The organism is Herbidospora yilanensis (assembly GCF_001570565.1).
GTDB classification, from domain to species: Bacteria; Actinomycetota; Actinomycetes; order Streptosporangiales; family Streptosporangiaceae; genus Herbidospora; species Herbidospora yilanensis.
On sequence record NZ_BBXE01000023.1, the window covers coordinates 222,617 to 239,819 of the forward strand.

Below are 17,203 nucleotides of genomic sequence, written 5' to 3' on the forward strand. Positions count from 1 at the left end.
CCTTTACCGTCCGGCCCATGAGTCTCACGCGCAGAGGCGCGATCACCGTGCTCGCGGCCGGAACGGCCGCCGGCGCCCTGATGGGCACCACTCCCGCGTCCGCCAGGCGCCGCTTCGGCGACGTCACCGTGATCGGCCACCGGGGCGCCAGCGCCGTCCGTCCGGAGCACACCCTGCTCTCCTACGAGGCGGCAATCGCCCTGGGGGCCGACTACATCGAGCCCGACCTCGTCTCCACCAAGGACGGCGTGCTCGTCGCCCGGCACGAGAACGAGATCGGCGGCACCACCGACGTCTCGACCCGGACCGAGTTCGCGGGCCGCCGCACCACCAAGGTCATCGACGGCCGCCCCATCACCGGCTGGTTCACCGAGGACTTCACCCTCGCCGAGCTGAAGACCCTGCGGGCCACCGAGCGCATCCCCGACCTGCGGCCGAACAACGCTGCGTTCAACGGCCTGGCCGAGATCCCCACCCTGGAGGAGGTGATCCAGCTCGCGCAGCGCCACGAGGTCGGCATCTACCCGGAAACGAAGCACCCCACGTACTTCGACTCCATCGGCCTCTCGCTGGAGGAGCCGCTCCTGGACGTGCTCGACCGCCACGGCTGGCGCCGGTCCGGCGACCCGGTCATCATCCAGTCGTTCGAGGTCGGCAACCTGAAGGCGCTGCGCCCGAAGACCAAGCTCAAGCTGGCCCAGCTCATCGACGCCGCCGGCAAGCCGTTCGACACCGCGACCCTCACCTACGACCAGATGGTCACCCGCGAGGGCCTGCGCGAGATCCGCACCTACGCCAACGGCATCGGCGTCAACACCCGCCGGATCCTCCCGGTCGGCCCCGACAACCGCACGCTGCCGCCGACCACGCTGGTGCGCGACGCCCACCGCGAGGACCTGATCGTGCACGCCTGGACGCTGCGCAACGAGAACGCGCAGCTCCCGGCCGACTACCAGTTCGGCAACCCGGCCAGCCCCGCGTTCCCGCGCGCGGTCGGCGACGTCATGGGCTTCGCGGCGGCGCTGTTCGAGCAGGAGATCGACGGCATCTTCGCCGACGACCCCTCGATGCCCCGCGCGGTGCTCAGCTCGGACCGGTGACTAGTCGAGCGGCCGAAGCTCGTCGGCGTAGCTCACCGACTGGCGGCGCATCATGCCGTCGTCGCTGATCGAGTACTGACCGAGCCGCCACAGGGGCGGGGAGTAGGCGTGGATCGACACGCTGCCGTGCTCCGCCCCTGTGAGGCGGTGGATGTGGTCGGGGCCGAAGCTGAACGAGGTCCCGGCGCTCACGCTCGTCTCCAGGTGCCGGCCGCCGATGCGTGGGTTGGCCTCCACCAGCGTGCCCCGGACCACGTTGACCGCGCCCGAGGAGACGTCGTGGTCGTGCCAGCCCGTGTCGTCTTCCGGCCGCCAGCACAGCAGCCAGACGTCGACGTAGGCGTCGCGGTAGAGCGAGGCGTAGTGGCGTCCGCCGTCCTCGGAGCCCTCGAACGACAGGTGCTCCTGCCAGAGCTCCGGCTTGACGGCCAGGTCGTCGACCAGTTCCCGCAGTTCACGCCGGTCGAGTGGGCGTGGTGGCAGCGACTGGAAAGGTGCCGTGGGACAGGTGCCCGGCACCGGGACGGTGGGCGTGCTCATGAGGACGGCTCCTTTCGTGTCAGCAATCTGGCGGGGTTCGCCACGGTGATGGCGTGCCGGGCGGCCGGCCCGAAGTCGAGCACGGGCGCTTCGGCGTAGGGGCGGTCGGACCCGTTGACGATCACGTCGATGCCGAGTTCCCGGACCACCGCGTCGACGGCGCGCGGGCCGTAGGACGAGGTCTCCACGAACACGGCCGGATCGACGAGGCCGCGGCCCGAGCCGCCGCGGGTGATCTGGCGTTCGGCGTGCAGCGGCGCGAGGCCGGCCAGCAGCGCGAAACAGACTTTGAGGCGGGGGTGCCGGGGGCGGCCGAACGCCTGGAAGGCGTACCAGGAGGCGTGCATCTGCTGCACGTAGGGCACGACGGCGGGCCACCAGGGCGGGGTGCCGGGCGCCGAGGCCGGTCCGGGGTGGACGAACAGCGGGCGCTCGCCCAGGGCGTCGAGCAGCGGCGCGACGCGGGCCAGCCCCTGTTCGTCCTGGATCGCCGTGGCGGGGAGCTGCAGGCCCGCCGCCCCGGCGGCGAGCGCCTCTTCGAGTCTCGGCACGGAGACGTCGGTCACCGGAGCCGACGCCCAGAAGCCGAAGGGCTCCGGGAGGGCCGCCGCGCCCTCGTGGAAGGCGTCGATCAGCGGCCACGCCTCGTCGGGCGGGAGGTGCTCGACGCCCAGCGGGCTCGACAACGAGACGAGCGCGAGGTCGAGCGCGGAGTTCAGCTTGGCCCGTGCGGCGGGGTCGTGGTCGGCCGGGTTCACCTCGTAGGCCGGCTCGCCGTCGAGCAGCAGGGTCCAGCCGTCGAGGCGGGGGTTGACGGTCCGCGAGCGCAGCGCGTCGAGAAAAGAGGCAGGCCAGAGGTGCTGGTGCACGTCCACAACCATCTCCGCCTCCCCCAACCCGAATTCCCTACTCATAATACAGGTATATCGATCTGAGGCTAGTGAACCGCTTCACTGATTCGCTTCAGTGAACCGTTTCACCCCATATGTGTCAAGTAGGCTGGATCGATGCCCCAACGGAAGCGAGCGACGATCCGTGAGGTGGCCCAGGCGACCGGCCTGTCCACCGCCGCCGTCAGCTACGCGCTACGGGGGCTCCAGGTCTCCGAGGAGACCATGCACCGGGTCCGCCGCGCCGCGGCCGAACTCGGCTACGAGGCCGATCCCAACGCGCGGGCGCTGGCCAGCGGGCGCACCGGGATGATCGGCGTGCTCTGCGGTTCGCTGGAAGACCTGTGGCAGCAGTCGCTGGCCGTCGGCATCGGCCGGTCGCTGCGCGAGAAGGACCACTACGGCCTCATCCTCGACGCCGCGGGCGACCCCGACCGGGAGCGCACCCTGGCCCGGCAACTCCGGGGGGTCGACGGCCTGATCGTGCAGCCGGTCGACCCGGCCGCGCCGTTCTGGGCGGGAATCGCGGAGAACATCCCGCTGGTGACGATCGGCGACGCGCTGAAAGAGGCCCGCACCGCCGCCGAGGTGGTCTTCGACAACCAGAGCGGGGTCACCCTCGCCCTCGAATACCTGGCCGGACGCGGGCACCGGCGGGTCGCGGTGCTGACCCCGACCCTGGCCGAGACGCCCGACCGGCCCGCCGACCGCCTGGTCACCGCCGAGGCCGCGCGGCTCGGCCTCGACGTGACCGTGGCGACCTGTCCCCAGGGGCTCGGCCCGGCCGCCGAGGCGGCCCGCGCCGTGTTGCGCGACCGGCCCAGCGCGGTGTTCTGCTTCTCCGACTCGATCGCGTACGGCGTCCTCAAGGCGGCCGACGACCTCGGCCTGTCCGTGCCGGGTGACGTCTCCGTCATGGGCTACGACGACCATCCCATGTCGGAGCTGCTCGGTCTGACCACGGTGAGCTGGGACCTCGACACGATCGTGCGGTCGGCGGTCCGGCTCGTGCTCGGCGCGGCCGACGGGACGCTGCGCCGCCGCCGGGTCGTCCAGGAACCCACGCTCCGCGAACGCGGATCAGTCGGCCAGCGCTGACCGGGCCGCCTCGATGTCGGCCTCCAGCGACCGGTCCGCCGGGTGGTCTCCGGCGCGGATCGCCAGCGCGCGGTCGGCGGCCACCAGCTCGCAGGCCAGGATGATCTCGTAGGGCTCCCGCGCCGCGAGGCACGCCCGTGCCGCCTGGGTGCCGAACCCGGCGTGGTCTTCCACGCTGCGCGACAGGACCGCGCCGCCCAGGGTCACCGGGGCGGCGAGTTGGCGCAACGAGGCGAGGGCGTCGTGGGCGACGTACTCCAGGATCAGCGCGCCCGAGCCTCCCGGCGACCCGGCGAGGAAGGGCGGCAGGCCGGTGTAGGCCGGCTCCATCAGCGTGGCCAGCCGGGCGGTCGACAACGACGCCGTCTGCACCAGCGCCGCCCTAAGGGCGTCGAGGGCCAGCGCGACCGGCGCGGTGTGGAAGTTGCCGTTGTGCCAGGCCGCCTCGCCGGCGATCAGCGGGTTCTCGGCCGCCGAGTTCATGTCGATGGTGACCGCCCGGCGGGCGACGTCGAGGGCGTCGAAGGCCGCGCCGTGGACCTGCGGCAGCGCGCGGTAGCCGTAGGGATCCTGGAGGCGGCCGGCGGGGGAGTGGTCGTCGAGGAGGGCGCTCAGCGCGGCGGCGACCCTGGCCTGACCGGGGTGGCGGCGGGCGCGCTGGACCTCGTACGCGAGCGGTTCGACCGACGCCCCGGCGGCCCGCCACGTGCGGGCGGCGACCCGCACCGACGCCTCCAGCAACCGGGCCAGATCGGCGCAGGCCAAGGCGGCGTCGGCCAGGGTGAGGGCGTTGGAGCTGATGAACGGCAGGGCGTCGGCGGAGGCCAGCGGGAACCGGGGACCGTTCCATGGTTTCTCGCCGAGCAGGCAGAGCGCCGTGGTCGACAGGGCGGTGAGGTCGCCGGTGCCGATCGCGCCGTAGAGCCTGATCGGCGGGGCGGCCCCGGCGTTGATCGCCTCGGCCAGGACGGGGAGCAGCGCCGGGTTGATCCCGGACCCGCCGCGCAGGAGCTGGTTGAGGCGGACCGTCAGCATGGCGGTCGCGCGGGCCGGTCCGACGAGCGGCCCGGCGCCTCCGGCGTGGCTGCGCAGCAGGTCGAGGCCGGGTTCGTGCACCTCGACGTCCTTGTTGGCCCCCACGCCGGTGGTGCGGCCGTAGACCGGGCCGGTCTGCGCGCGGGCGGCGGCGAAGGCGTCTTCGGCCCGGGCCGGGGAGCCCAGTTCGACCTTCGCCGTGCCGTAGCCGACCGCCCTGACCTCGTCGCAGGTCAGGGTCGAGCCGTCGAGCAGGACCGTCCTAGTCGTCAATTCCGAAGATCAGGTCGAGCAGCCAGGAGATCACGCCGATGATGATCGCTCCCCAGAAGGCCGCCCAGAAACCGACGACCTCGAACGGGAGTGTCAGCTGATCGGCGATCCAGCTGGTCAGGAGGAGCAGGCCGGCGTTCACGACCAGCGCGAACAGACCCAGCGTGAGGACATAGAAGGCGCAGCCGATCGTTTTGATGATCGGCTTGAGCAGGGCGTTGATCACCCCGAAGATCAGCGCCACCGCGAGCAGCGTGCCGATCTCTTTGGCGGTCGACTCGCCGCCGACCGTGATTCCGTCGACGACGCGGGTCGACACCCACAATGCCGCCGCGACCACGAGGATCTTGACGATGTATTTCACGAGGGTGATCCTCGCATGTCCGGCCCGCTCTGGCGAAGGTCGCGTGACTCTGACCCGTTGTTGGGCATAGGTGGTGATCGTCCCGGGAAATCACCGCTTGGGGGTGGGCCAGATCATGAACGTCGACCAGCTCGAACAGCTCTCCGCGAAGGAACTGCACGACCGCGCGGTCCGGTATGCCGTGCGCCACGGCGACTTCGGCTTCCTGTGGGACCTGCTGAAGGTCATCCCGGCCGCCCAGGGCGCCAGCGGCCACGAGGGGGAGACCGCCAACGACCTGAGCAGGGTCTCCGCGCTGCTCAGCGACGCCATGGCGGCCGGCGAGGGCAACCTGGGAGAGGCGCTGCGCCCGGTCTACATCGAGTACCTCTCCAAGCACAACGACCCCGACGACTAGCTCGCCTTGACGTCGGGCCCGTAGACGAGGAACCCCGGCGTGCTGGTCACCCGGCCGTCGAGCCCGGTGAGCATCACGTCGTAGGGGGTCGCCTGGGTGTCCTTCGGCAGCGCGATCTCCCGGGCGAACCGGCGGGCCCGGACCGAGCCCATGGCGTGCAGCGCCGTGGCGTACGCCCCTGCCGTCGCGAGGTCGGGCCCGACGACGGTCACGGAGGCCAGGTCGCCCTGCGTGCCCGAGCCGCTCGGCCGCTCGGCGGTGGCGACCGCCAGGTCGTGGGCGAAGACGACCCGTGAGACGGCCCCCTCGCTCGGGTCCTTGAGCCCGACCCGCCAGGGCACCCCCGGCCGGGCCGATCCCCGGACGCGCACGTCGCCGTCGGCGCTGACGCAGTGGTCCACCGCCCCTGCGGCGGCCAGCGCGCGGGAGACCCGTTCGAGGGCCCAGTCGCGCACGTATCCCGATCCGGCCGTCTCGCCCGTCGAGCCGCCGAAGAACCCGTCGGTGACCTTGTCGAGCTCGGCGATCCGCTGGAGGACCTCGGTCACCTCGGGAGCCGCCTCCTCGGGCGTGATCTCGCCGCGCGCCAGCCGGTTGAGCTGGCTGTCGGGCCGCCGGGTGCTGAACGTCTCCTCGACCCAGCGCAGCCAACCGAACGCGTCGTCGAGGAGCGGGCGCAGCTCCCGCTGCGGGAGAGCCGTACGGATGTCGATCCCGACATGCGATCCCATCAGGTCCTCAGCTCGGTGAGCACCGGGGAAGCGGTCGATGCGGCGGGTGGTGGTGTCCGTAGAGGTAGTCATCGCACTCCTTCGTCTCCGAGCTGAGATACGCGCCGGAGCAGGGACGCGTTCAAGCCCGATAACGATTCAATCTCAGAACGTTCGTCCCTTTTAAGAGGTATGTCGGATCCTTTACTTTACTCAGCGACTTTTCATGAACCGACGGCACAATGTCCGCTGTGCCAGAGACCCGAGTGCTCGTCGTGGACGACGAGCCCGAAGTGCGGACCGCCATCGCCCGCGCGCTCCGCGTCGAGGGCCACCGCGTGGCCAGCGCCGTCGACGGCGTGACCGCCCTCGCCGCCATCGCCGGGAACGCTCCCGACGTGGTCGTCCTGGACGTGATGATGCCCGACATGGACGGCCTGGAGGTCTGCCGCCGCCTCCGCAAGAACGGCGACCGCACCCCCGTCCTGATGCTGACCGCGCTCGACGGCGTGGGCGACCGGGTGGCCGGTCTGGACGCCGGCGCCGACGACTACCTGGTCAAGCCGTTCGCCCTGGAGGAGCTCTTCGCCCGCGTCCGCGCGCTGCTGCGCAGGACCGCCCCGCCACCCGACACCTCCTTCGCCGACCTCCACCTGCTGCCCGACCGCCGCCAGGCCCGCCGCGGCACCCGGGTCTTCGACCTCACCCGCACCGAGTACGCGCTGCTCGAACTGCTGATCCGCAACGGCGGCCAGGTGCTGACCCGGGAGGTCATCCTGGAGCGGATCTGGGGCTACGAGTTCACCCCCGGGTCGAACTCCCTGGAGGTCTACATCCGCTACCTGCGCCGCAAGACCGAGGCCGGCGGCGAACCGCGGCTCATCCAGACCGTGCACGGCCTGGGCTACGCCCTGCGGTCCACGGGGCGGGAGCGCTCGTGAAACTGCACTGGCGGATGGCGCTGGCCTCGGCGCTGGCCGGGGCGGTCAGCGTGCTCGTGGTCATCTACGCGGCCTACCGGATCACCTGCGACCGCTTCGAGTCGGCGATGGGCGGCTACGGCTACCGCCCGCCGTCGGGCGTGCTGGCCGGCCTCGCCGAGGTGACCGACCTCGGCTGGCCCTTCTTCGCCATCGCCCTCGGCGGCCTCTGCCTGTCGGGGGCGCTGGGCTGGATCGCCGCCTGGACGGGACTGCGCCCCGTCGGCAAGTTCAAGGACGCCGCCCAGCGGGTGACCGACACCAGCGACCTGACCACCCGGATCGACGTCACCGGCGACGACGAGCTCGGCAGCCTGGCCCGCAGCTTCAACACGATGCTCGACGCCCTGGAACGCTCGGCCAAGGCCCAGAAGCGCCTGGTGGCCGACGCGTCCCACGAACTGCGCACCCCCCTGACGGCGGTGCGCACCAACGCCGAACTCCTCCAGCGCGGCCGCCTGCCCGCCGGGGAGCGCGACGAGGTGGCCGCGGCGGTGATCAGCGGCCTGGAGGAACTGACCGGCCTGGTCTCCGACATCGTCGAGCTCGCCCGCGACGAGGAGCCCCAGGCCCTGGTGGAGCCGCTGCGCCTCGACGAGCTCGTCGCCAGGGAGATCACCCGGGCCGCCTCCCACTGGCCCCTGATCAGATACGCCTCCGGCCTGGAACCCGTCGTGGTCCTGGGCGTCGCCGACCGGCTCTCCCGGGCGGTCGGCAACGTCCTGGACAACGCCGCCAAGTACAGCCCCGCCGGCGCGACGGTCGAGGTCCTGCTGCGCGACGGCGTCCTGACCGTCCGCGACCACGGCCCCGGCATCGCCGTCGAGGACCTCCCGCACGTCTTCGACCGCTTCTACCGCGCCTCCGGCGCCCGCGCCATGCCCGGCTCCGGCCTGGGCCTGGCCATCGTCCGCCAGGTCGTCGACAGCCACGGCGGATCGGTTTCCGCAGGTCCCGCTCCCGGCGGCGGCACGCTCGTGAAGCTGGCCTTCCCGTAGGGTGCTGTTTCATGGGAGATGTACGGGTTACCCGGACCCCATCCGGTTTCGTGGCGACCAACGACCGGGGCGCGCAGGTGGCCCTGGGGCACGGTGACGGCCAGTTCGGCGCGGTCGAGCTGCTCCAGGTCGCCGTGGGGGCCTGCAACGCGATGACCGTCGAGCCGCTGACCACGCAACGCGGCCTCCGGCTGCCCGAGCTTTCCGTGACGATCAGTGCGGAAAGGTCTGCTCCGACCCTGCTGGGCAAAGTGACGGTCAGCTACGAAATCGAGCTGCCCGAGGGCATGCCGATGGCCAAGTTCCATGAGATAGCCCAGCGTGTGCACGACAGGCACTGCATCGTGAGCCGATCCCTGGAAGCCGGGACCGAGGTCAAGCTCGACCTGCCGGACTCCTGAGACTTAGACCAACAACCGGCTGTGCCATTGCGCGGTCCTTAAGGTCGGTTCAGTAACGTGGAAGCAGGTCAAGGGGGCTGGAAAGCCACCACATAAGCCTTTTTCCCATAAGGGCGCGGAGGGGGAACCGCGCCCGAGAGCGGGGGAAGCCGTCCAGATGCCTTTGGGGGAGGGCGTCTCGGCGGCACCGCTTGGAGTCGGGGCCGGCGCAGTTGGGGGACTGCGTCGGCCCCGACGTATGTTCGAAGGTCGCCGCGACTCTGCGCGATGGTGATGTCACCGCTGGTAGTGTGTCGCCAAAAGAGCCGATGCTCCCCCATCTTTGTGAGGCATCCCCCGTGCCTGATCGCGTCATCCTGTTCCTCGATTACCAGAACGTCTACAAAGGCGCTCGCGAGACGTTTCACGAGCCGTCGCTCGCGCCCGGCAGAGACGGGCAGATCGATCCCCTTCGCCTGGGCGCCTGGCTGATCGAGAACAGCCGTTACGACCGGGAACTGACCGAGGTCCGGGTCTACCGCGGCCAGCCTCACCCGTCGAGGGATGCCAAGGGGCATGCGGCCTTCGTCCGTCAGCGGGTCGCCTGGGAGAGTGACCCGCGAGTCGTCGGCGTCTTCCGCGATCTGCGCTATCCCCGCGGGTGGCCGGATCGGTGCGCGCCCGGGCTGAAGCCCCAGGAGAAGGGCATCGACGTCGCCCTTGCGATCGACTACGTGAAGCTGGCGTTGGAAGGCCGATATGACGTCGGCGTTCTCATGTCGACAGACAGCGACCTGAAGCCCGCGCTTGAGATCGTCGCCGCCATGAGGCCGAGCGGCGGGCCCAGGGTCGAGGCGGCGGCCTGGAAGGGGCCGGGCGCCAAGCGTCCGCTGTCGCTTTCTCAGCCGAAGATCTGGAGCCATCTACTCGACAAGTCCTGCTACGACGCCGTCCGTGACCCGACCAACTACGGCGTGCCCTTCTGAGCCGGCGCTCAGAACAGGTTGCGATGAATGAGTGACTCCTGGTAGTCTTGACCCACTGTTCCCCGCCATCCACTGGATTGGCGGGGCTATTTTTTTGGGCCCGGCTCGCGGCCATGAACTCCGGAGTGTCCTCCGGTGCCAACCGGCTCCCCTTCGCCCGGATGACCACCCCTTGCCGCGCCTGCGTGTGGTCCCTCCGTCCGCCACCACACGTAGCCACGTGAGTCAGGCCGGGCCCATCCGCCCTCGTCATGGACGGCCTTCGCCCATGCCGGTGAGGCGTCTCACCACCTCGAAGCCGTCGTCGGTGCCGGGCCAGTGGGCCCGGACGGCGGGCAGGCCGGCGCGCCGGACGACCGACCGCAACACCGCGACGACCACGATCGCGTCGTCGGCGTACCCCAGCACCGGGATGAAGTCGGGGATCAGGTCGATGGGGACGGCCAGGTAGACCAGCAGCAGCCCCAGCCTGACGCGCACCCCGCGCGGCAGGTCGCGGTCGGCGGCCAGGCGGCGGATCAGCCGGAGCACGTCGGGCAGCACCCGCAGCGCCTCACGCAGCAGGCCGCCGCGCGGGCGCAGGATCGCCAGCGCGGCGATCAGTGTGAGCCAGGTGAGGGCGAGGGCGGCGACGATCGCCAGCCCGATGTCCGTGACGTCCATCTTGGCAGCTTCTGTTCTCTATGAGCCTGATCATTATTTATGTCCTGTTCAGTCGGCCCCTTGAGACTCGTCTGTCGCACCCTTCTCGACAGCGAGCGGAAGGCTCGAACGTGACAGACAAGCACAACGAAGAGTCCGAGGGCGGGGCCATCTCGCGACGCCAGCTCGTCCGGTACGCCGGAATCGGCGCGACCCTGGTCGCCGCGAGCCCCCTGGCGACGGCCGGCCCGGCCGCCGCCGACGACGACGCCCGGGACCATGGCAAGCCCGCCGCCCCCGGCGGCCGGAGCTGGCGCGCCGGCGACCACCACATCCACTCGGAGTACAGCGGAGAGTTCGACACCTCCGTCACACCTCCGAGGTTCCACAAGGGCGCGGACGCCGTCTACCCGATCGTGACCAACGCGATCATGGCGAAGCACTTCGGCCTCACTTGGGCCATGTGCACCGACCACGGTGGACCGACGCACTCGAAGGTCAACCTGGAGCAGGCCTACCCCGACCTGCTGCGCTCGCGCGTCCTGGTGCCCGAGGTCCTGCAGTTCTGGGGCATGGAGTTCGACGCGCCCGCGCTCGACCACCACACCCTGATGATCCCGCACCACCGGGACGAGGCGCAGCAGCTCTTCGAGCTGGAGCAGCGCTTCGCCAAGCACGACGCCTTCCCCGCCGACCCGGGGCGCGACACCGAAGCCAAGATGATCGAGTTCCTGAAGGCCGCCAAGGGCATGCCGCACAAGCCCCTGGTGATCGCGCACCACGCGTCGCGCTCCGCCTCGGGCCTGGGCGTCTACGGCCAGGACACCCCGCGCGAGTTCCGCAACGGCAACAACGTCGCCCCCGACGTCTACGTCGGCTTCGAGGGCGCGCCCGGCCACCAGGCGGGCCCGCTGATCGGCGGCGCGCGCGGCGGTTACGGCAACCACCCCACCTACGGCGGCTTCGACCAGATGACCGCCCGCGTCGGCGGCCTGTGGGACGCACTGCTCGGCGAGGGCCGCCGCTGGTGGATCACCGCCACCTCCGACTCGCACGTCCACTGGACGCGCGGCGGCTCCGACTTCTGGCCGGGAGAGTACAGCAAGACCTACGTGTACGCCCGCCAGGACTACGCCGACATCATGGACGGCCTGCGCAACGGCCGCATCTGGGTCACCACCGGCGACCTGATCACCAGCCTCGACCTGACCGCTCGCGGCCAGGGCCGTGAGGCGGCGATGGGCGAGACCGTCGTCCTGAGCCGCCGCGACCGGGGCGACGTCGAGATCGAGATCAGGTTCCGCCCGCGCCTGGTGGCCAACGGCAACGGCGACCGCCCCGAGGTCCGCCGCGTCGACCTGATCACCGGCCAGATCACCGGCCCGAACGCCAACCCCGACGCCGACACCAACCCCACCACCAAGGTCGAGGCCCGGTTCGGCCCCCGCGACTGGCGCCGGCAGGGCCAGGACTACGTCATCCGCCACACCCTTCGCGACGTCGGGACCGACATGTACGCCCGGGTCCGCGGTACCGGCACCGACGAGGCGGAGCCGCTGGCCGACGGCAAGGAGAGCCCCTGGGACGACCTCTGGTTCTACTCCAACCCGGTCTTCGTCCAGTTCCGCTGACCTGATGGGTCCAGCCCGGTTTTCCGTCCCGGGAAACCGGGCTTGTCGTCATATCTCGTCATTCGCCTAGGATCGTCCGCGTGGACCTGACCGCCATCGCCGCCCGGCTCGGCGTTCCCGTCGAAGAGGTCGAACGTGTGCGCCGGCTCGCCGGTGACCTGCCCTCGGCCCCGCTGCCCGCCAAGGCCGACGCCCCGGAGATCCTCGACCGGCTCGCGGTCCGGCCCGACGACGCCGCCGAGATCATGGAGGGCTGGCCCGACCCCGGCTCCCCGTTGTGGACTCCGGAGCTGCGCTGGCTGCTCGACCGCTCCATCGCCCTGATCCGCGCCGACCTCGGGGGCCACGCCTGGCTCCCGCCCGGCCCGGAACTGGCCCGCGACCGAGGGCCCGCCTGGCGGCACCTCTATGTGTACGCCTACCTGGCCCTGGTCGACGTCGCCGTGAGGTTCCACCGCGACCACGGCGTCGCCGACGGCGTGACGTGGCTGAGCCTCTCCGACCTCGGCCGCAACCTCGCGATCGACCGGCGGATGAACCGCGAGGGCTGGCCGGTCATGCAGAGCTGGCTGACGCTGCACGTGCGCGGCGCCATCTACGAACTGGGCCGGCTCCAGTTCCACCGTGGCGGCGCCACCCTCGACCTGCACATCCCCGAGACGGGGCCGATGACCCCGGAGGCCGTCGACGCGTCACTCGACCAGGCCCGGGTGTTCTTCCCGCGGCACTTCCCCGGCGAGACCTACACGGCGTTCGCCTGCGGTTCGTGGTTGCTCGACCCGCAACTGCGGGAGTATCTGCCCGGCGACTCCAACATCGTCCGGTTCCAGCGCAGGTTCGAGTTGGAGCCCTATGAGGAGCCGGAGGGGATCGACGCCGACGTCGAGATGATGCGGTTCGTGTTCCGTTCCCTGACCACGCCGCTCGACCGGCTGCCTCGCGGCAGCGTGCTGCGGCGCGCGGTCATCGACCATCTGGAGGCCGGCCGCCACTTTCAGTGGCGTCGCGGCAGTTTCCCGATCTGACCGATCAGGAGATCCTGCGGCGGTAGGTCGTCATCGCGAAGGCGTAGGCCACGATCAGGAGCCCGACGCACCAGGCGACGGCGACCCAGACCCCGGTGCCGACCGGCTGCTGGGTGAACAGGTCGCGGATCGTGTCGACGATGGAGGTCACCGGCTGGTTCTCGGCGAAGGCGCGGACCGGCCCCGGCATGGTGTCGGTCGGCACGAAGGCCGAGCTGAGGAACGGCAGGAAGACCAGCGGGTAGGAGAAGGCGCTCGCGCCGTCGATGGTCTTGGCGGTCAGGCCGGGGATGACGGCCAGCCACGTCAGCGCCAGGGTGAACAGCACCAGCAGACCGGCGACGCCCAGCCAGGCGCCGATCCCCGCCGAGGACCGGAAGCCCATGATCAGGGCGACGACGACGACCACCACGAGCGAGATCAGGTTGGCGACCAGCGAGGTCAGCACGTGGGCCCACAACACGGCCGACCGGGCGATCGGCATCGACTGGAACCGTTCGAAGATGCCGCTCTGCATGTCGAGGAAGAGCCGGTAGGCGGTGTAGGAGATGCCCGAGGCGACCGTGATGAGCAGGATGCCGGGCAGCAGGTAGGTGACGTAGGAGTCGGACCCCGACTCGATCGCGCCGCCGAAGACGTACACGAACAGCAGCATGAACATGATCGGCATGACGGTGGTCGTGATGATGGTGTCCATGCTGCGGGTGATGTGGCGCAGGGACCGGCCGAGGAGGGCCGTGGTGTCGCCGAGGAAGTGCCTGGTCATCGTTTGTCCTTGCCGACGAGGGTGAGGAAGACGTCCTCCAGGGTCGGCTGCTTCTCGACGTACTCGACCTTGGCGGGCGGGAGCAGTTGCTTCAGTTCGGTGAGGGTGCCGTTCACGATGATGCGGCCCTCGTGGAGGATGGCGATGCGGTCGGCGAGTTGTTCGGCCTCGTCGAGATACTGCGTGGTGAGCAGCACCGTCGTGCCCCGGGCGGCGAGCTCCCTGACCGCCTGCCAGACCTCGATGCGGGCCTCCGGGTCGAGGCCGGTCGTCGGTTCGTCGAGGAAGATGACCGGCGGGTCGCCGATCAGGCTCATCGCGATGTCGAGGCGGCGGCGCATGCCGCCCGAGTAGGTCGCCACCCTCCGGCCGCCCGCGTCGGTCAGCGAGAAACGTTCGAGCAGGTCGTCGGCGATCTTCCCGGGATCCTTGAGATGGCGCAGCCGGGCGACCAGCGCGAGGTTCTCGCGCCCGGTGAGGATCTCGTCGACGGCCGCGAACTGGCCGGTCAGGCTGATCGACTCGCGCACCCGCGCGGCCTGGGTGGCGACGTCGAACCCGTTGACGCCGGCGCTGCCCGCGTCGGCGGTGAGCAGCGTCGACAGGATGCGCACGACCGTCGTCTTGCCCGCGCCGTTCGAGCCGAGCAGGGCGAAGATGCTGCCGCGCGCCACCTCGAAGTCGACGCCGCGCAGCACCTTCAGATCCTGGTACGACTTCTCCAACGCCCGCACGCTGATCACGAGGCCCTCCGGTCTTGCTCGCCGGCGGCGCGGGCGACGGCGCCGGTGAAGCGGTCGCGCTCACGGGCCATCCACCGCCCGACCGGGTAGTTCTGGACGAAGGTCTCGACGAACTCGACGGGGTCGTCGCCGAAGACGTCGCGGATCGGGGTCGTGTTCGCGGCGCTCTGCTCGAAGAGGTCGGCCAGGTCCTCGTACATCTCCAGCCAGCCGGGGCCGTCGGCCCGGCCGAAGAACGTCAGGTAGCGCTCCAGCGCGTCGTAGGCGATGCGGTAGCCGCCGGGCAGCCGCTCCATGCGGGCCTTGACCTGCCGGTAGCGCCTCTTGTCGTCGAGTGAACCGGTGACGAGCTCCAGACAGCGCCGGTAGCGGCTCTTGTCTTCCGGTGCTTGGGGGGTCATGTGGATGGGTCTCCCTTTGTCGGCTACTCAGTACTACTGACTACCGGTACATAGTAGCGCTGAATAGTGGCGGCGCAAGTGCCTGAGCGGTATACGCATAAGCATACGTATACCGTCAGGGGGTGACAAGGGATCAGCCGACGTGCACGACCGGGCGGCGTGAGGGGTCGGGCTCGGCCTGGCGCAGGACCTCGCGGGTCAGGGGAGGGATGTCGCCGCCGCCGAAGACGAGGTAGCGCAGCAGCGCGCCGATCGGATTGCCCTCCGCGGCCCAGTGGAAGTAGACCTGCGGCGTCTTGCCGGTCAGGTCGCGCAGGTGCAGCAGCAGCGCGGCGATGGAGTTGGCGACGGTCGTGCTCTGCATGCGCAGGACGCGGAACCCGTGCCGCTCCTCGCCGATCACCCGCAGCTCCCCGGCGAACTCCGAGGCGTCCGGCACGGTCACCTCCAGGAACAGCAGGCCCTCCCGGGTGCGCAGCCGGTGCAGCTCCCACGCCTCGCGCGCCTTGTCGACGTACTCCTTCGCGTCGCGATTGTTCGGCTCGTTGGCGATGAGGTGGAGCTCGCCCGCCTCGTTGACGAAACGGCGCGCGGCGTCGTCGAGGCTGATGCGGGTGACCCGCAGTTCGGTGGAGCGGGTGGCCCGGGAGGCGAGCGAGACGACCACGATGGCCAGCACGAACAGCAGCGCGATGACCAGGCCGTCGGGGCGTTCGATGATGTTGGCGACGGTGGCGTACGCGAAGACGAGGGTCACGGCCCCGAAGAAGAGCGCGGCGCGCACCCGCCCGCTCGTCCAGGCCGACAACGCGACCGCCACGGCCGCCGACAGGATGAGCGCCAGCACCCCGGTCGCGTACGCGCCGCCCTGGGCCTCGACTTCCGCGCCGAAGACCACGGTGATGACGAAGGCGATGGCCGTGAAGACGAGCACCATGGGCCGCGAGGCGCGGGTCCAGTCGGGCGCCATGCCGTAGCGGGGCAGATAGCGCGGGACGATGTTGAGCAGCCCGGCCAGCGCAGAGGCACCCGCGAACCACAGGATGGCGATGGTCGACAGGTCGTAGGCGGTGCCGAACCAGTCGCCGAGATAGAGGTGGGCCAGATAGGCCAGCGCGCGCCCGTTGGCCGCGCCGCCCTCGGCGAACTCCCCGGGCGGGATGAGCACGGTGGTGGCGAAGCTGGACGCGATCAGGAAGACGCTCATGATGAGCGCGGCCGTGGTCAGCAGCTTGCGCGCCCCGCCGACCCGTTCGGCGACGTCGCCTCTGACCAGCGGCATCACCGCCACGCCGGTCTCGAAGCCGGAGAGGCCGAGGGCGAGTTTCGGCATGACGTAGAGCGCGACCGCGACCATCGCCAGCGGGCTGGCGTAGTCGCCGTTCAGCGCGTGCTGCCAGTCGTGCACCTTCTCCGGCGCGGTGAGCACATGGTGGACGGCGGTGGCCACCACGACCACGTTGAGCACCAGATAGACGGCCACCAGCACGACCGCGACCGAGATCGCCTCGCTGAACCCGGCCAGGAACACCCCGCCCAGCGCGGCGATGAGCAGCAGCGTCACCGGCACCTGCCAGCCGGCCAGCGCGTGCGGCACGAACGGGTTGTGCAGGATGTGCGCGGTCGCGTCGGCGGCCGACAGCGTGATGGTGACGATGAAGGCCGTGGCGACGAACCCGAGCAGGAACAGCACCAGCAGCTTGCCGCGCCAGCCGGGCAGCAGCCGCTCCAGCATCGACAACGAGCCCAGCCCGTGCGGACTCTGCTCGGCCACGGCCCGATAGGTGGGCAGTGCGCCGAACAGCGTCAGCGCGACCAGCACCAGCGTGGCGACCGGGCTGAGCGCGCCGGCCGCCAGCGCGGCGATGCCCGGCTGGTAGCCGAGGGTGGAGAAGTAGTCGACGCCGGTCAGGCACATGACCTGCCACCACGAGTGCTGATGCTCGGGAGGCTCCTCGTCGTGCGCCCCTCCGACCAGTCCTTCGGGGTTCTTGAGCCCCTTCAGCAACCACCGCCGGAGCGTGCCGGTCACCAGGTACCTCCGCTATCGGGGCAAATCAGACGAGTGGCCACGCTACTGACGGCGCGGGTCTGTGCCACGCATGCGGGGCGTCAAGAAAACGTAAAAAAGTGCCGACCCGATCAGGGCTCGCCGAAGCCGAAGTCGTCGTGCACCACGTTCGGCTTCTTCGTCATGCGCGGATATCCGGGGGCCGCAAAGATGATCTTCGTGTAGATCTCGTC

The 17,203-nt window shown here is 70.5% G+C and carries 19 protein-coding genes; 9 read left to right on the forward strand and 10 right to left on the reverse strand.

Features of this window, described 5'->3' with window-relative positions; translation table 11 throughout:
- The first annotated feature begins 17 nt into the window (after positions 1-17).
- Positions 18-1,100, forward strand: coding sequence for a glycerophosphodiester phosphodiesterase (locus AW273_RS18380; protein ID WP_062349545.1), 1,083 nt, complete (start codon positions 18-20; stop codon positions 1,098-1,100).
- On the opposite strand, the gene AW273_RS18385 is transcribed toward AW273_RS18380, so the two are convergent.
- Both AW273_RS18385 and AW273_RS18390 read right to left on the reverse strand, forming a co-directional pair.
- Positions 1,101-1,640: a cysteine dioxygenase gene (locus tag AW273_RS18385; protein ID WP_062349546.1), complete on the reverse strand. Its 540-nt coding sequence runs from the start codon at positions 1,638-1,640 to the stop codon at positions 1,101-1,103.
- Complete coding sequence (locus AW273_RS18390) at positions 1,637-2,521, reverse strand: amidohydrolase family protein (RefSeq protein WP_062349547.1); 885 nt, start codon at positions 2,519-2,521, stop codon at positions 1,637-1,639. Before AW273_RS18390 ends, AW273_RS18385 begins: the two co-directional genes overlap by 4 nt.
- 126 nt (positions 2,522-2,647) lie before the next feature.
- Between AW273_RS18390 and AW273_RS18395 the strand changes: the two genes are divergently transcribed.
- Positions 2,648-3,628, forward strand: a complete 981-nt coding sequence (locus AW273_RS18395) for a LacI family DNA-binding transcriptional regulator (RefSeq protein ID WP_062349548.1) — start codon at positions 2,648-2,650, stop codon at positions 3,626-3,628.
- Here AW273_RS18395 and AW273_RS18400 read toward each other — a convergent pair.
- Both AW273_RS18400 and AW273_RS18405 read right to left on the reverse strand, forming a co-directional pair.
- Positions 3,611-4,936: an aromatic amino acid lyase gene (locus AW273_RS18400; RefSeq protein WP_063910008.1), complete on the reverse strand. Its 1,326-nt coding sequence runs from the start codon at positions 4,934-4,936 to the stop codon at positions 3,611-3,613. The genes AW273_RS18395 and AW273_RS18400 overlap by 18 nt on opposite strands.
- The gene (locus AW273_RS18405; RefSeq protein WP_062349549.1) at positions 4,926-5,300 is read right to left on the reverse strand and encodes a phage holin family protein; all 375 of its coding nucleotides are present in this window, start codon (positions 5,298-5,300) and stop codon (positions 4,926-4,928) included. The genes AW273_RS18400 and AW273_RS18405 overlap by 11 nt, the downstream gene beginning before the upstream one ends.
- A gap of 115 nt (positions 5,301-5,415) precedes the next feature.
- Here AW273_RS18405 and AW273_RS18410 point away from each other — a divergent pair, with 115 nt between their 5' ends.
- The gene (locus AW273_RS18410) at positions 5,416-5,697 is read left to right on the forward strand and encodes a hypothetical protein (RefSeq protein ID WP_062349581.1); all 282 of its coding nucleotides are present in this window, start codon (positions 5,416-5,418) and stop codon (positions 5,695-5,697) included.
- Here the strand turns inward: AW273_RS18410 and AW273_RS18415 are convergent.
- Positions 5,694-6,500, reverse strand: coding sequence for an FAD:protein FMN transferase (locus AW273_RS18415; RefSeq protein ID WP_157555903.1), 807 nt, complete (start codon positions 6,498-6,500; stop codon positions 5,694-5,696). The genes AW273_RS18410 and AW273_RS18415 overlap by 4 nt on opposite strands.
- Positions 6,501-6,658: 158 nt before the next feature.
- Between AW273_RS18415 and AW273_RS18420 the strand changes: the two genes are divergently transcribed.
- From AW273_RS18420 to AW273_RS18435, 4 genes are all read left to right on the forward strand, one after another.
- A complete protein-coding gene (locus AW273_RS18420; protein ID WP_232327485.1) occupies positions 6,659-7,348 on the forward strand; it encodes a response regulator transcription factor in 690 nt (229 codons plus the stop codon).
- Positions 7,345-8,385 (forward strand): HAMP domain-containing sensor histidine kinase, encoded by a 1,041-nt coding sequence (locus AW273_RS18425; protein WP_062349552.1) that lies wholly within the window; start codon positions 7,345-7,347, stop codon positions 8,383-8,385. Before AW273_RS18420 ends, AW273_RS18425 begins: the two co-directional genes overlap by 4 nt.
- Positions 8,386-8,435: 50 nt before the next feature.
- Entirely contained in the window at positions 8,436-8,786 is a 351-nt protein-coding gene (locus AW273_RS18430; RefSeq protein ID WP_232327486.1) for an OsmC family protein, read from the forward strand.
- 338 nt (positions 8,787-9,124) lie between these two features.
- Entirely contained in the window at positions 9,125-9,751 is a 627-nt protein-coding gene (locus AW273_RS18435) for an NYN domain-containing protein (RefSeq protein ID WP_062349554.1), read from the forward strand.
- A gap of 249 nt (positions 9,752-10,000) precedes the next feature.
- Here the strand turns inward: AW273_RS18435 and AW273_RS18440 are convergent, their stop codons facing one another.
- On the reverse strand, positions 10,001-10,414 hold the full coding sequence (locus tag AW273_RS18440) for a YkvA family protein (RefSeq protein ID WP_062349555.1): 414 nt from the start codon (positions 10,412-10,414) through the stop codon (positions 10,001-10,003).
- Positions 10,415-10,524: 110 nt separating this feature from the next.
- Between AW273_RS18440 and AW273_RS18445 the strand changes: the two genes are divergently transcribed.
- Both AW273_RS18445 and AW273_RS18450 read left to right on the forward strand, forming a co-directional pair.
- A complete protein-coding gene (locus tag AW273_RS18445; protein ID WP_062349556.1) occupies positions 10,525-12,024 on the forward strand; it encodes a CehA/McbA family metallohydrolase domain-containing protein in 1,500 nt (499 codons plus the stop codon).
- 80 nt (positions 12,025-12,104) lie between these two features.
- A complete protein-coding gene (locus tag AW273_RS18450) occupies positions 12,105-13,049 on the forward strand; it encodes an acyltransferase domain-containing protein (RefSeq protein ID WP_062349557.1) in 945 nt (314 codons plus the stop codon).
- A 4-nt stretch (positions 13,050-13,053) separates the two neighbouring features.
- Here AW273_RS18450 and AW273_RS18455 read toward each other — a convergent pair whose 3' ends face one another.
- From AW273_RS18455 to AW273_RS18470, 4 genes are all read right to left on the reverse strand, one after another.
- Complete coding sequence (locus AW273_RS18455; protein WP_062349558.1) at positions 13,054-13,815, reverse strand: ABC transporter permease; 762 nt, start codon at positions 13,813-13,815, stop codon at positions 13,054-13,056.
- Positions 13,812-14,558: an ABC transporter ATP-binding protein gene (locus AW273_RS18460; protein ID WP_062349559.1), complete on the reverse strand. Its 747-nt coding sequence runs from the start codon at positions 14,556-14,558 to the stop codon at positions 13,812-13,814. Before AW273_RS18460 ends, AW273_RS18455 begins: the two co-directional genes overlap by 4 nt.
- Positions 14,555-14,959: a DUF1048 domain-containing protein gene (locus AW273_RS18465; RefSeq protein ID WP_062349560.1), complete on the reverse strand. Its 405-nt coding sequence runs from the start codon at positions 14,957-14,959 to the stop codon at positions 14,555-14,557. Before AW273_RS18465 ends, AW273_RS18460 begins: the two co-directional genes overlap by 4 nt.
- A gap of 133 nt (positions 14,960-15,092) precedes the next feature.
- Positions 15,093-16,991 (reverse strand): amino acid transporter, encoded by a 1,899-nt coding sequence (locus AW273_RS18470; protein WP_232327487.1) that lies wholly within the window; start codon positions 16,989-16,991, stop codon positions 15,093-15,095.
- Positions 16,992-17,203 lie beyond the last annotated feature (212 nt).